At 72.8% G+C, this 13,656-nt stretch carries 10 protein-coding genes and 1 pseudogene; 2 read left to right on the forward strand and 9 right to left on the reverse strand.

Features of this window, described 5'->3' with window-relative positions; all coding sequences use genetic code 11:
* Window positions 1–54 precede the first annotated feature (54 nt).
* Complete coding sequence (locus MUN78_RS16695; RefSeq protein ID WP_255821005.1) at window positions 55–489, forward strand: GntR family transcriptional regulator; 435 nt, start codon at window positions 55–57, stop codon at window positions 487–489.
* A gap of 31 nt (window positions 490–520) precedes the next feature.
* On the opposite strand, the gene deoC is transcribed toward MUN78_RS16695, so the two are convergent.
* The 6 genes and pseudogenes from deoC to MUN78_RS09375 all read right to left on the reverse strand — a co-directional run bounded on the left by deoC (window position 521) and on the right by MUN78_RS09375 (window position 10,086).
* Window positions 521–1,225: a deoxyribose-phosphate aldolase gene (deoC, locus tag MUN78_RS09350; RefSeq protein WP_244689380.1), complete on the reverse strand. Its 705-nt coding sequence runs from the start codon at window positions 1,223–1,225 to the stop codon at window positions 521–523.
* On the reverse strand, window positions 1,222–2,589 hold the full coding sequence (locus MUN78_RS09355; protein WP_244725986.1) for a glycosyltransferase: 1,368 nt from the start codon (window positions 2,587–2,589) through the stop codon (window positions 1,222–1,224). Before MUN78_RS09355 ends, deoC begins: the two co-directional genes overlap by 4 nt.
* Window positions 2,582–3,943, reverse strand: a complete 1,362-nt coding sequence (gene wecB, locus MUN78_RS09360) for a non-hydrolyzing UDP-N-acetylglucosamine 2-epimerase (protein ID WP_244725988.1) — start codon at window positions 3,941–3,943, stop codon at window positions 2,582–2,584. The genes MUN78_RS09355 and wecB overlap by 8 nt, the downstream gene beginning before the upstream one ends.
* 58 nt (window positions 3,944–4,001) lie before the next feature.
* Window positions 4,002–6,670, reverse strand: a pseudogene (locus tag MUN78_RS09365) (DEAD/DEAH box helicase).
* A gap of 19 nt (window positions 6,671–6,689) precedes the next feature.
* Window positions 6,690–8,120, reverse strand: a complete 1,431-nt coding sequence (locus MUN78_RS09370; protein WP_244725990.1) for a DUF2130 domain-containing protein — start codon at window positions 8,118–8,120, stop codon at window positions 6,690–6,692.
* A gap of 88 nt (window positions 8,121–8,208) precedes the next feature.
* On the reverse strand, window positions 8,209–10,086 hold the full coding sequence (locus tag MUN78_RS09375) for an ABC transporter ATP-binding protein (protein ID WP_244725992.1): 1,878 nt from the start codon (window positions 10,084–10,086) through the stop codon (window positions 8,209–8,211).
* 135 nt (window positions 10,087–10,221) lie between these two features.
* Here MUN78_RS09375 and MUN78_RS09380 point away from each other — a divergent pair, with 135 nt between their 5' ends.
* Window positions 10,222–11,295 carry an NADH:flavin oxidoreductase/NADH oxidase gene (locus tag MUN78_RS09380; RefSeq protein WP_244725994.1) on the forward strand — a complete coding sequence of 358 codons (1,074 nt, stop codon included), beginning with the start codon at window positions 10,222–10,224 and terminating at the stop codon, window positions 11,293–11,295.
* A gap of 55 nt (window positions 11,296–11,350) precedes the next feature.
* Here MUN78_RS09380 and MUN78_RS09385 read toward each other — a convergent pair whose 3' ends face one another.
* The 3 genes from MUN78_RS09385 to MUN78_RS09395 are packed head-to-tail and all read right to left on the reverse strand — an operon-like array spanning window position 11,351 to window position 13,654.
* A complete protein-coding gene (locus tag MUN78_RS09385; protein ID WP_244725995.1) occupies window positions 11,351–12,211 on the reverse strand; it encodes a substrate-binding periplasmic protein in 861 nt (286 codons plus the stop codon).
* 43 nt (window positions 12,212–12,254) lie between these two features.
* Entirely contained in the window at window positions 12,255–13,013 is a 759-nt protein-coding gene (locus MUN78_RS09390) for an amino acid ABC transporter permease (RefSeq protein ID WP_244725997.1), read from the reverse strand.
* Window positions 13,010–13,654: an amino acid ABC transporter permease gene (locus MUN78_RS09395; RefSeq protein WP_244689397.1), complete on the reverse strand. Its 645-nt coding sequence runs from the start codon at window positions 13,652–13,654 to the stop codon at window positions 13,010–13,012. Before MUN78_RS09395 ends, MUN78_RS09390 begins: the two co-directional genes overlap by 4 nt.
* Window positions 13,655–13,656: the final 2 nt, after the last annotated feature.

Genomic DNA, 13,656 nt, shown 5'->3' on the forward strand with positions numbered 1-13,656 from the left:
GTGGGATCGGCCGGTCTCCCCGCGCGCCCGAGCACCGTCCCCTACGCTGGGCTTATGAGCGAGGGCGACGCACGGACGGCCGGTGGGGAGACGGCGCCGCAGGGGCGGGCGCTCGGGGCGCCGGAATGGCCGCGGCTCTTCCGTGTCGATGCGGGGAGCGACGCGCCGCCGTACCGGCAGCTGCACGACGCCGCGGTGCACGCGATCGCCGCGGGAACGCTGCGGCCGGGGCAGCGTCTGCCGACCATCCGCGCCCTCGCCGGCGAGCTCGGGCTGGCGGTGAACACGGTCGCCGCCGCCTACAAGGCGCTCGAGGCCGCCGGGGTCGTGGAGGGCCGCGGTCGCGCCGGCACCTTCGTCGCGCTCGGCGAGGATCCCGTCATCGCGGCGGCGCGCCGGATCGCCCTCGAGGCGGCCGCCGGGCTGCGGGAGCTCGGGATCGATGCCGGGCAGGCGCGACGGATCCTCGTGGAGGCCGTCACCGACTGACGCGCGCGGCCCGTTCCGGCACCCCGGCCGCTCAGTACCCGGCCGGTTCCCGCTCCGCGGTCGCCCCGGCCGCCGGATCGTCCCAGCCGGCGAGGATCGCGGCGGTGCCGGACACGCCGAAGCGGGTGGCGCCGGCCGCGGCGAAGGCCCGCACGGCCTCGGCCGTGCGGATGCCGCCCGAGGCCTTCACCCCGAGGCGCCCGTCGACCGCGCTCGCCATGAGGCGCACGGCGTCGAGGCTCGCTCCTCCCGCCGGGTCGAAGCCCGTGGACGTCTTGACGAAGTCTGCGCCGGCGGCCTCCGCGGCGCGGCAGACGCCGATGATCTCGGCGTTCGAGAGCGCCGCGGACTCGAGGATCACCTTGAGCACCCGGCCGGGCACGGCCTCGCGCACGGCGCGGATCTCCGTCTCGACCCCGGCGAGGTCGCCCGCGCGGGCGAGCCCGCGGTTCACGACCATGTCGATCTCACGGGCGCCATCCGCGACGGCGCGCGCCGCCTCGGCCGCCTTCACCGCGGCTGCGTGCGCCCCGGAGGGGAAGCCGACGACCGCGACCACCTCGAGCTCCCCGAGCAGCTCGGGGTCGATCGGCAGCAGCGAGGGGCTCACGCACACCCGCGGCACCCCGAGCCCGTGCGCGTCCCGGAGGAACGCCGCGAGCTCCGCCCGGGTCGTCCCCGGAGCGAGCAGGGTGTGGTCGGCCGCGGCGAGGAACGCCGTCTTCGTGAGCGTCATGCCGCTCCCTCCTCGGGCGCCGGGTCGAGCGCCTCGCGTTTCGTCTTGGCCCAGCCGGTCCGCCCGAACAACTGCCGCAGCAGCGCGCGGTAGACGACCGGGTAGATGAGCCAGGAGTAGATCAGGTACAGATGCGCGAGCAGCAGGTTGGCCAGCACGGGGACGATGCCGCGGCGGCGGCGCGCGAACAGCACGCCGGCGATCCCCGGCGCCGCGGAGAACACGTAGAAGAGCACGAGGATCAGGATCGACCACTCCGGCCGCACCCACTCGAACGCCAGGAAGACCACGCTCAGCACGACGGAGAGACCGACCCAGGCCTGCACGAGCGGGGTGAGCAGGTACCAGAGCTGATCGCAGCGCGCCGCGACGCCGAGACGGCGATTGCCGACGCTCGGTCCGAGGAGATCGAGCACCTGCCACGACCCCTGCGCCCAGCGGGTGCGCTGGCGGTAGAGGGCGCGCAGCGAGTGGAGCCCCTGCTGTTCGATGGTCACGTCGTCGGCCTGCGCCCCGCGCCATCCCGCGTGGATCAGGCGGAGGCCAATGTCCTGATCCTCCGTGAGGCGGCCCGCGCGCCACGGCCCGATTCGCCCCGCGGCGTCCGTCACCGTCACCTCGTCGAGCGCGGCGAGCCGGTTGAACTGGCCGTTGCCCCCCATGTTCGCGGTGCCCCAGGCCATGCGACCGAGCTGGAACACGGAGCCGAAGACCGCGAACTCCAGATCCTGCGACCAGGTGAGAAACCCGCGACGGTTGTAGATGCGCACCTGCGACTGCACGCCGCCGCAGCGCTCGGAGGCGGCGAAGTGCTCCGCCGCCCGCCACGCGGCGGGATCGAGGCGGCCGTCGGCGTCGACGATGGCCACGATGACCCGGCGCGGATCCCATCCCGCGTAGCGACCGCTCCCGAGCACCTCGCGGTGCAGGTAGCGCCACGCATCGTTGAGCGCCTCCGACTTCCCCTGCCTCGCCTCCGGGAGCACGCGGCTGAGCACCGTCAGTTCGGGCGACGCGATCCCGGCGAGGATCTCCCCGGTCGCGTCGTCGGAGCCGTCGTCGATGACGAGGATCGTCTTGTGCGTGACCTCGACGTCGAGCAGGCGCCCGACGGAGTCCGCGATGGTGACCTCCTCGTTGAGCGCCGGCACCATGAAGACCCAGAGGAACTCGGCCTCCGCGGAATCCTCGCGGGAGCGCGGGCTGCGGCGGCCCCGCCGGCGCTGCATGCCCGCGCGGACGATGAGCACCGCGAGCGAGACGACGCCGGAGAGGATGCACACGAGCGCGATCCAGAAGACCGGGATCGCCCAGACCGGCATCCCGTCGTACAGATGGACCAGGAAGTCGACGAGCTCAGCCATGCGGCGCCTCGGGCGCGGCGGCAGACTCGGGAGCGGCGGACGACTCCGTCGCGGCGGCGGGCGCCTCCGTCGCGAGGGTGTCCGCCGCGTCGAGCCCGAGTCGGCGGCGCACCGCCTCGCGGAGCGCGTCGCCTGTGAGCTCGGCGGGCGCCCGGCCCTCCCGGAGGATGTGCTCGAGCGCCTGGACGATCCGCTCGGAGGCGCGCCCGTCGCCGTAGGGGTTGCGCTTCGCCGACCGCGCGGCGTACGCCGCGGCGTCGTCGAGCAGCAGGGCGGCTTCCGCGACGATCCGCTCGGGATCGGTGCCGACGAGCGTGAGCGTGCCGGCCTGCACGCCCTCCTGCCGCTCGGTCGTATCCCTGGCCACGAGCACCGGCGTGCCGAGCGCGGGCGCCTCCTCCTGCACCCCGCCGGAATCGGTGATGATGAGGTGCGCCGCATCCATGAGGCGCGCGAAATCGAGGTACTCGCGGGGCTCGACGAGGTGCGCGTTCGGCAGGTGGGCGAGCGCGGCCTGCAGCGGAGCGCGGGCCACCGGATTCGGGTGCATCGGGATGGCGAAGCGCGTCTCGGGGTAGCGCTCCGCGAGGGTGCGCACGGCGGCCGCGATGCGCTCGAGTCCGGCGCCCCAGTTCTCCCGCCGGTGCGCCGTGACCAGCACGATGCGCGGCCCCGACCCGTCCGAGTCGGGCTCGAGCGCCTCGAGCCCGGGACCGAATCCGCCAGCCCAGGAGGAGGCCCAGCTGAGCATGTCGATCGAGGTGTTGCCGGTGACGAGCACGCGATCGTAGTCCACGCCCTCGCGGACGAGGTTCATCTTGTTCGCCGTGGTCGGCGCGAGGTGGAGCGCCGCGATGCGCGAGATGAGCTGGCGGTTCCCCTCCTCGGGGAACGGCGAGAGCAGGTTCGAGGTGCGCAGGCCCGCCTCGACGTGCACGACGGGGATCTGCAGGTTGAAGGCGGCGAGCGCCGCGGCCGCCGCCGAGCTCGTGTCGCCGTGCACCAGGCACGCGGCCGCGCCGGAGACCCTGCGCCGGCCATCGGCGCGGAACGGCTCGTCGACCGTGTCGCTCGCCCAGATGCGATCGATGCCCGTCATCACGCGGGCGAACATGCCGTTGAGCGTCGGGCGCACGCCGTCGCTCGCCTCGGAGACCCGGAGGTTCGCGTCGACCCGCATGCCCGATCGCCTGAGCAGCTCGTCGACGAGGTCGGTGTGCTGCCCGGTGGCGATGACCACGGGCCGGAAGGTCTCGGACGCCTGGAGCGCCCGGATCACCGGGATCATCTTGATCGCCTCGGGCCGCGTGCCGATGACCACGAGCACGCGCGTCCGCTCCTCGTACGGAATCATGTCTTCCCCCTGTTCGCCCGGCCTCGCCGCGGCTCCTCGCGTCGACCTGGTCCGGGACTCACACCCCGGCGTGCGGCCCGATGCGGAGCACCCGCACCACGGGCTCCCCCTCGGCTTCCGAGGCGGCGAGGTCGACGACCCCCTCGATGCCCCAGTCGCGGTCGCCGTCCGGGTCGAGCAGCACCTGGCGGAACCGCCACACCCCGTCGGCGACGACCTCCGCGTCGCGGTCGAGCTCGAGGAGCCCGGCCGCTCGCGCGTCGGCGTCCACACGGATCTCATCGTAGTCCGCGAAGTAGTCGTCGAGGGCGTCGCGCCACTCCGTCTCGCCGAGTCCGGTCCCGCCGGGCAGTGCGCCGGGATGCGCGCCCGCGGTCGCCGCCGCCGCGGCCGCGGCCTCCGCCTCCATGGCCGCGAGCTCGGCCGTGCGCTCGAACGCGGCGGCCTGCACGCGGCGGAAGAGCGCGTTGCGCAGCATCACGGTGAACGCGCGATCGTTCGCCAACACGGAGCGCGCCGGCGGGGCGAGCGGCGTGTCGGGATCGCCGTCGAGCTCGAGCAGCGCCCGCGCGGCGCGGTGGGCCTCCGGATCGATCTCGGGGTTCGCGAGCTCCTGCCACTCGTCGATGAGGCTCGAGTCGACCTGGCGCACCAGCTCGCCGAGCCATTCGACGAGTTCGTCGAGCTCGGCGTTCTTCGCCTGCTCGGGCACCGTGCGCTCGATGGCGCGGTAGGCGTCGCTGAGGTAGCGCAGCACGCCGCCCTCGGCGCGGCCGAGCTGGTAGAAGGAGACGATGTCGCGGAAGCCGAAGGCGCGCTCGACCATGTCGCGCACCACCGACTTCGGGCGCAGGGCGTAGTCCCGCGCCCACGGCACCTCGCTCGTGTAGGCCTGGAAGGCCTCGTCGAGGAGGGGCTTCAGCGGCTGGGGATGCGTGATCTCCTCGAGCCGCTCCATGCGCTCCTCGTACTCGATCCCCTCGGCCTTCATCGCCGCCACGGCCTCGCCGCGGGCCCGGTGCTCCTGGGCCCGGAGGATCGCCCGCGGGTCTTCGAGGGTCGCCTCGATGATCGAGATCACGTCGAGCGCGTAGCTCGGCGCGTCGGGGTCGAGCAGCTCGATCGCCGCGAGGGCGAACGGGGACAGGGGCTGGTTGAGCGCGAAGTTCGCCTGCAGCTCGATCGTGAGGCGCAGCAGCCGCTGCCCCCTCGCGTCCTCGTGCACCTCGACGATGCCACCGCGACGGAGCGTCCGGAAGATCGCGAGCGCGGTCCGGGCGTGCGCGAACTGGGCGCGCCGGGGTTCGTGGCTGCCGAAGACGAGCGTGCGCATGGTCGCGAGCGCTTCGCCCTCGCGCTGCTCGCCGCGCCCGATGACGCCGAGCACCATCGCGTGCGTCACGCGCATGCGGCTCACCAGTGGCTCGGGCTCGGCGGCGACGAGCTTCTCGAGCGTCTGCTCCGACCAGGCGACGAAGCCCTGCGGCGGGGCCTTCTTCTTCGCCGGCTTCGCCTTCTTGCCCCGGACGCCTTCGCGGCCGCCTTCGCCGCGGCCTTCGCGTTCTCGATCTCGTGCTCGGGGGCGAGCGCGACGACGTCGCCCTCGGTGTCGAAGCCGGCCCGGCCCGCGCGGCCGGCGATCTGGTGGAACTCGCGCGCCGAGAGCCGACGCATCCTCTCGCCGTCGAACTTCGTGAGCGCGGTGATGACGACCGTGCGGATGGGCACGTTGATGCCGACGCCGAGGGTGTCGGTGCCGCAGATGACGCGCAGCAGCCCGCGCTGCGCGAGCTGCTCGACGAGGCGCCGGTACCGCGGGAGCATGCCGGCGTGGTGCACGCCGATCCCGGAGCGCACGAGCCGCGAGAGGGTCGTGCCGAAGCCCGTGGAGAAGCGGAAGGCGCCGATCGCGTCGGCGATCTCGTCGCGCCCGGCGCGATCGACGATGCGGATGCTCGCGAGCGCCTGCGCCTGCTCGACCGCGTGCGACTGGTTGAAGTGCACGAGGTAGGCGGGGGTCTCGCGCTCCTCGACGAGCCGCTCGACGACCTCGTGCGCGGGCGAGACCGCGTAGGAGAAGGCGAGCGGCACGGGCCGTTCGACGCCGGTCACGAGCGCGGTGTCGCGCCCGGTGCGGCGTTCGAGATCCTCCGCGAGCGCGGTCACATCGCCGAGGGTCGCGGACATGAGCAGGAACTGGGCGCGGCCCATGAGCAGGAGCGGGACCTGCCACGCCCATCCGCGATCGGGATCGGCGTAGTAGTGGAACTCGTCCATCACCACCTGCGTGATGCCGCCCGCCTCCGGGTCGTCCGCCGCCGCGTCGCGGATCGCGAGGTTCGCGAGGATCTCGGCCGTGCAGCACAGGATCGGGGCCCCGGGATTGATGGACGTGTCCCCCGTGACCATGCCCACCCGTTCCGCGCCGAACACCTCGACGAGGTCGAAGAACTTCTCGCTCACGAGCGCCTTGATGGGCGCCGTGTAGACCGTGCGCCGCCCCTCCGCGAGGGCCGTGAAGTGGGCGCCCAGGGCGACGAGGGACTTGCCCGTGCCCGTCGGGGTCGCGAGGATGACGTTGCTGCCGAGCGCGATGCCGAGCACCGCCTCCTCCTGGGCCGGGTACAGCCGGAGCCCCCGCTCCTCCCAGCTCCACTCCTCGAAGGCGGCGAAGATCTCGTCGGGTTCGCGCCCGGCGCCGTCGTCGAGGATCGTTCCGAGGGTCATGCGCGTGCCGTCCATCCGCTCAGGCGCCCGTCGAGGGCTCGGGCGCGCCGGCATCCCCCGGCGCTCGATCGAGCTCCGCGAACTTCGCCTGCATGGTCGGGTTGCCTCGCGTGAGCCTCTTGATGGTAACGCCCTGCGCCTTGTCGTTGGCCAGGCGCAGGTTGTTCTCGGACTTCAGCAGGTTGTCCTTGACCTTCTGCATCTCGGCGATAGAGGTGTCGATGCGCTTGATCGCCTCCTGGAACTGCCGCGAGGCGAGGTCGTAATTGCGCCCGAAGGCGTCCTTGAAGGTGTCGAGCTGCTCCTCGAACTGGGTGATGTCGATGTTCTGCGCGCGCACCTGCGCGAGCTCCGACTTGTACTGCAGCGCGCCCAGGGCCGCGTTGCGCAGCAGCGTGATGAGCGGCAGGAAGAACTGCGGCCGGATCACGTAGGTCTTCGGGTAGCGATGGGAGACGTCGACGATGCCGCCGTTGTAGAGCTCGCTCTCGGGCTCGAGGAGCGACACGAGCACGGCGTACTCGCAGCCCTTCTCGCGCCGGTCCTTGTCGAGCTCGCGCAGGAAGTCCTCGTTCTTGTGCTTCGTGGCGGTCGTGTCGGCCTCGTTCTTCATCTCGAACATGATCGACACGATCTCGATCCCCTCCGCATCGGCATCGCGGAAGATGTAGTCGCCCTTGCTCCCCGTGCGGGCGTCGTTGTCCTTCTCGAAGTAGGCGTTGGGGAAGGCCATCGCCCGCGCCTGGTTGAAGGTGTTCTCGCAGTGGAGCTCGAGCGTCTCGCCGAGCATCTTCGTGGACAGCCTGGCCTTGAGGTCACGGAGCCGCTCGATCTCGATGTCCCGGTCCCGAAGCTGCAGCTCGTAGCGCTCCTTCAGGGAGCGCTCGGCCAGCTCGCTCTCGAGCACGGCCCGCTCGAGGCCGCCGCGCAGCTCGTCGCGCTGCTGCTCCACCGCGCCGACCGCCTCCGAGATCGCGAGCTGCTGGGACAGCTCGATGCGTCCGAGCTCGGCCCGGAGGCCCTGGATCTCGGCGTCCTTCGCCGCCTCCGCGCGCTGCACCTCCTGCGCCAGTCGCGACGCGGCGAGCTCCTCGGCGGCGCGCTGCTCGCTGCGGTGCTGCTCGAGCTCGTGGGCCAGCGCTTCCCGCTGCTTCTCGACGGCGGAGACGGCCTCGGCCACGGCGAGGCGCTGCGCGGTCTCGCCGGCGTCGAGCTGCGCCCGCAGCTCCTGGATCTGCGCGTCCTTCGCCGCCTCGGCCCGCTGCCGCTCCCCCGCGGCGGTCGCCCGCTCGAGTTCGAGCGCCCGGCGCTTGTCCTGCTCCGCGAGCTCGAGCCGCTCGTGCAGCTGCGCCTCGAAGTCGCGATCCCGCACCTGCGCGAGGATGTCGGCGTAGCCGGCCTCGTCGACGGCGAACGCCTTGCCGCAGTGCGGGCACTGGATCTCGTGCACGGGGCCTCCTTCGGGGTTCGGGACGCTTCCACCCTGGCACAGACCGCCGACGCCCGCCGACGACCGTCGGCCGGGACGCCGCCGTGGGCTATCCGACGACGTCGAAGTCCTGCAGCCGCTTCCGGTCCGCCCGGGCGGAGGAGGCCTGCAGCGCGAGCAGTTCGGCGTAGATGCCGCCGGAGGCGGCGAGCTCCGCCGGCGGGCCGATCTCGTCGATGCGCCCGTCCTTCAGCGTCACGATGCGGTCGACCTCGGCGATCGTGGACAGCCGGTGCGCGATGATGAGGCTCGTCCGACCGCCCATGAGATCCTCGAGACCGGCCTGCACGAGCCGCTCGGACTTCGTGTCGAGCGCGGAGGTCGCCTCGTCGAGCACGAAGATCGGCGCATCCTTGAGCATCGCCCGCGCAACGGCGATCCGCTGCTTCTGCCCGCCGGAGAGCTTGATGCCGCGCTCCCCGACGACGGTGTCGTAGCCGTCGGGGAGCTGGTCGACGAAGCGGTCGACGGCGGCGCGCGCGGCGACGGCCTCGATCTCGGCGCGGCTCGCGCCCGGCCTGCCGTAGGCGATGTTCTCGGCCACGGTGCCCGAGAAGAGCGCGGGCTCCTGGAACACGACGCCGATGCTGCGCCTGAGGTCCTCCAGCCCGCGCCCGGCTCCCGCGATCTCGATGCGGCCGTCGCGCACGCCGTACAGGCCCATGAGGAGGCTCATGATGGTGGTCTTGCCGCCGCCCGACTCGCCGACGAAGGCGACCCGCTCCCCCGGCGCCACGGCGAAGTCGACGCCGGCGAGCACCTCGTCGGCATCGCCGTAGCCGAAGCGCACGCCCCGGAACGCGATGGCGGGCGGCGCGCCCGCGCCGGCCGATCCCGGCCCGACGGCAGCGTCCGCCTCCGCCGATCCCGCGGCGCCGACTCCGTCGCCCCGCGGTTCGACCGGCCGCTCGCCGCCGCCGTCCACGGCCGCCGGATCCAGGTCCATCACCTCGAAGTACGACTTCGAGCCCGCGATGGCGCGCTGCGCCGTGTCGACGACCCAGCTCAGGCTCGTGACCGGCTGCCTGGCCATCGCCATGAGCTGCACGAGCATCACCATGTCGCCCGGGGTGAAGCGCCCCGTCACGGTCTGCACGAAGATGATCGCGTAGAGGCCGAAGAAGATGAGGTGCAGCACGCCCTGCCGCAGCGCGTCCATGCGGTGCCAGTGCCGCGACTGCGACTCGGTGAGCGTCTCGGTCCTGGCGAAGCGGTCGGCGAAGGCGTTCAGCTCGCGACGCTCGCCCACGAAGGACTTCACCACGCGCATCTGCCCGACCACCTCGGCGAAGCGCCCCGAGGCGACGTCGACGTGCGCGTTCTTCTCGCCCTCGAGACGCTGCCAGCGCCGGCTCGTGAGCGCGGTGAGCCAGAAGTAGACGGGGTACGCGATCGCGAGGAGCACGGCCAGCGGCCAGTAGTACCAGGCGCTGATCGCGAGCACCGAGACCGTCGTGAGGATGAGCGTCACGAAGAGGTTCGAGAACGACTTCATGAAGTTCGTGACCTCGGAGATCGATCGGTTCAGACGCGCGACGATCGTGCCGGTGAGCTCGTCGTCGTAGTAGCGCTGCGGCAGGGCGAGCAGCTGCTCGAAGTAGCGGGTCGAGAGGATCGTGCGCATCTTCGCGCTCATCACGTCGCCCCAGTAGCCGCCCACGTTGCCGATCCCCGCCTCCACGAGGCTCACCGCGAGCAGGGCGAGCGCGAGCAGCAGCACCGTGCCCACGGTGCCGGCCACGGCCTCGGCCGCCGGATCCCCCGCGATCCCGCTCGACACCGCGTCGACGACGACGTCGGTCGCGCGCCCCGTGATGAACGGCACGGCGAGCCCGGCGGCCGTCACGATGGCGGCGGCGATCATGATGCCGACGTAGTACGGGGCGAGGGTGCGGGTGAAGCGCAGGATGCGCAGGAGCGTGGTCACGGCGGAGGGCCTCCCGGGAGCGGTCGTCTCCCGGCATAACGCCGGGCGCGGCGGTTTCTTCCCCGATTCCCCTCGCAGCGAACCCCGGGGCTCGGACGCGGCGGAGGCGGGCGGGCCGCGCTAGGCTCTGGGCCCATGGCCGACCCCCTCCTCTTCCAGCCCATCGTCCTCCGCGAGCTCGAGATCCGCAACCGGCTCTGGGTGGCCCCCATGTGCCAGTACTCGGCGCGGGACGGCATCGTCGGCGACTGGCACCTGCAGCACCTGGGCGGACTCGCCCGCGGCGGCGCCGGGCTCGTGATCATGGAGGCGACGGCGGTCGTCTCCGAGGGGCGCATCAGCCCGCGCTGCCCGGGGATCTGGGACGACGCGCAGCTGCCCGGTCTCGAGCGCGTGGTCGCGGCCGCCCACGCGCACGGCGCGCGGATCGGGATCCAGCTCGCGCACGCCGGGCGGAAGGGGTCGACCCACCCCTCCCTCCCGGGGTTCCCGGACGGCAGCGTGCCGGAGTCGGAGGGCGGCTGGACGACGGTCGCGCCCTCCGCGCTCGCCTTCCCCGGCCTGGCCGAGCCGCGCGCCCTGGACGCCGAGGAGCTGCCGGGGCTCGTGCGCGCCTTCGCCGACGGCGCCGCGCGCGCCGTCGCGGCGGGCTTCGATCTCGTCGAGATCCACGCCGCGCACGGCTACCTGCTGCACGAGTTCCTCTCGCCGCTGTCGAACCGGCGCACCGACGACTACGGCGGCGATCTGGCCGGGCGGGCGCGGCTGCTGCGGGAGGTCGTCCGCGCGATCCGCGCCGAGCAGCCGGAGCTTCCCGTCATCGTCCGCATCTCCGCGACCGACTGGACCGAAGGCGGGCTCGACGCCGAGGAGTCGACGGCGCTCGCGGCGCTCATCGCCGCGGACGGCGCGGACCTCGTCGACGTCTCCTCCGGCGCGAACGTGCCCGCGCGGATCCCGGTGGGCCCCTCCTACCAGGTGCCGCTCGCGCAGGCGGTGCGGCGCGGGCCGCTGCCCGTCGGCGCCGTCGGGCTCATCACCTCCGCGACGCAGGCCGAGGGGATCCTCGCGAGCGGCCAGGCCGACGTGATCCTCCTCGGCCGGCCCGTGCTCGCGAACCCGCACCTCCCGATCGCCTGGGCGCACGAGCTGCGCGCCCCCGGGGCGGCCGACCTCGTGCCGCCGCAGTACGCGCGGGCCCGCTTCTGACGCGCGCGAATGCGGGCGCGGGACCGCTCCGGTCCCGCGCCCGCACGGCGGCCGCTCAGAGCAGGTTCGCCTCCCCCGGCTCGGCGATCGAGGCCGGGAAGCCGTACTGCTCCGCGAGCTCGGCGATGGTGCCGTCCTCCCGCAGCGCCGCGATGTCGGCGTCGATCGCCTCGCCGAGGGCGTCGTTCTCGAGATTCACGGGGAAGTTCGTCTGCCCGACGTTGACGGTGGCCGAGAGCCGCTCGTCGGGCTCGATCGGCTCGACCGTCGCCCCCTCGACCGGGTAGAGCTCCATGAGCGTCACCGCGGCGCCGAGGCCGAGCACGGCGCCCTCGATGCGCCCCGACTGGAAGTCCGCGAACTCGGCGTCGTTCGTCGAGTACAGCTTCAACTTGGCGCCGAGGAGCCCCTGGAGCTCCTCGATGCCGACGAGCGCCTGGCCCGCCCCGACGGCGTCGAGCTCCGCGAGCTCATCGACCGTGCTGATGCCGCTCGTGGAGACGATCGAGAGCGGCGAGGTGACGACGGGCTCGCTCAGCCGCACGACCTCGGCGCGCTCGGCCGTGCGGTACCAGCTGCCGAGCGTGGTGTCGGCCCGCCCGGTCTGCACCGAGGTGATCATCGCCGAGGAGTCGCCGGGCACGAGCTCGAGATCGAGGCACTCCATCTCGGCGATCTTCGCGATGATCTCGCCCTCGATGCCGACGAACTCCCCCTCCTCCATGTACGCGAACGGCGGGTAGTCGTAGTGCGCGACGGTGAGCACGCCGGGCGTGATGGTCTCGATGCCCTCGTGCACGGGCACGCAGTCCTCGCTCACGGCGCCGCTCGCCTCCTCGGCTGCGGTGCTGCATCCGGCGAGCAGCAGGGCGGCCGCGGCGCCGAGGGCCGCGGTGCGGATCAGTCGATACTTCATTGCATCCTCCTGGTACGGGTGGGTGATGGTGCGGGGCTGGGGGTCATACGGATACGGACTCGATGCGGCCCGCCGGCTCCTGCGGGCGGTCCGGCCGGACCACCGGGGTCGCACGTGATCGGCCGCCGCGCCGCCGGGGGCGGCGGCCGCCGGCGAGCCGGCGCTCGAGCCGGCCGGCGAGGATGGCGCCGGGGATCGCGATGACGGCGTAGACGAACGCCGCCGCGATGTAGACGGACATGTAGCGCCAGCTGATCGCGCCGCTGAGGTACCCGGCGTGCATGATCTCCGCGACCGTGATCACGCTCGCGAGCGAGGTGATGTGGAACATCGTGATCGTGAGGGTGACGAGCGGCGGGATCGAGACCCGCGCGGCCTGCGGCAGGATGACGAATCGGAAGCGATCGACGCCGCCGAGGCCGAGCGCGTCCGCGGCGTCGCTCTGCCCCCGGGGGATGGCGGCGATGCTCGCGCGGATCATCTCGGCGGAGTAGGCCGCCGCCCTGAGGGTGAAGGCGACGATCGCGGCCGGCAGCGCGTCGAGCAGCACGCCGATCTGCGGGAGGCCCCGGTAGACGAGGTAGAGGAGCACGAGCGCCGGGACGCCGCGGCCGATCTCCACGATCCCGATCGCGAGCCAGCGGACCCCGCGGGACCGCGCGTCGGAGAGCAGCGCGAGCAGGAAGCCGAGCGGGTACCCGATGAGGCAGGAGACCGCGGTGAGCAGGACGGCCACGGCCAGTCCGGGGAGCAGGTTGGGGACGTGGGCGGGCCAGTCCCAGAGCCAGGAGTAGTCGTTCACAGGACCGCGTACCTCCGGGTCAGGCGGGTGTGGACCACGCGCGACAGCGCGCCGAGCGGCACGCTGAGCACGAGGTAGAGCAGCCCCGCGAAGGCGAAGAAGGTGAGGCCGTCGCCGAAGTACTGCACCTGCAGTCCGGCGACGAAGGTGATCTCGGCGACGCCGATGGTCGACGCGAGCGCCGATTCCTTGATGAGGCCGACGAGATAGGTGGCGACCGTGGGCGAGACCGCGCGGAAGAGCTGCGGGAACAGCACGTCCCGCGCGGTGCTCCACGGGCCGAGCCCGAGGGCGGCGCTCGCCTCCCACTGGCCTGCCGTGATGGCGTTGAGGCCGCCGCGGTAGATCTCGGCCATGCTCGCCACCGCGATCACGCTCAGCGTGATCATCGCGGAGGCGACCGCCGTGAGGGTGATGCCGAGCTGCGTGATGCCGAAGAAGGCGATGAAGAGCCACACGAGCGTCGGCACGCCGCGCACGAGGTGCACGAAGCCCCAGTAGAGGGCGCGCACCCAGGCGTGGCGGCTGCGCGAGAGCAGCATCACCGGGGCGCCGAGGACGATGCCGACGGCGCCGGCCACGGCGGTCAGGAGCACGGTCATCCCCGCCGCGAGGGTGATCGCGAGCAGTGCCTCGCCCATGC

Origin of the sequence: Leucobacter allii (assembly GCF_022919155.1) — a bacterium.
GTDB lineage: Bacteria > Actinomycetota > Actinomycetes > Actinomycetales > Microbacteriaceae > Leucobacter > Leucobacter allii.

Bases quoted from the DNA above. Each gene is read 5' to 3' on its own strand.
- MUN78_RS09355 (WP_244725986.1), bottom strand. From the start codon at position 2,589: ATGGCTGAGCTCGTCGACTTCCTGGTCCATCTGTACGACGGGATGCCG.
- MUN78_RS09395 (WP_244689397.1), bottom strand. From the start codon at position 13,654: ATGGGCGAGGCACTGCTCGCGATCACCCTCGCGGCGGGGATGACCGTG.
- MUN78_RS16695 (WP_255821005.1), top strand. From the start codon at position 55: ATGAGCGAGGGCGACGCACGGACGGCCGGTGGGGAGACGGCGCCGCAG.
- MUN78_RS09385 (WP_244725995.1), bottom strand. From the start codon at position 12,211: ATGAAGTATCGACTGATCCGCACCGCGGCCCTCGGCGCCGCGGCCGCC.
- MUN78_RS09380 (WP_244725994.1), top strand. From the start codon at position 10,222: ATGGCCGACCCCCTCCTCTTCCAGCCCATCGTCCTCCGCGAGCTCGAG.
- deoC (WP_244689380.1), bottom strand. From the start codon at position 1,225: ATGACGCTCACGAAGACGGCGTTCCTCGCCGCGGCCGACCACACCCTG.
- wecB (WP_244725988.1), bottom strand. From the start codon at position 3,943: ATGATTCCGTACGAGGAGCGGACGCGCGTGCTCGTGGTCATCGGCACG.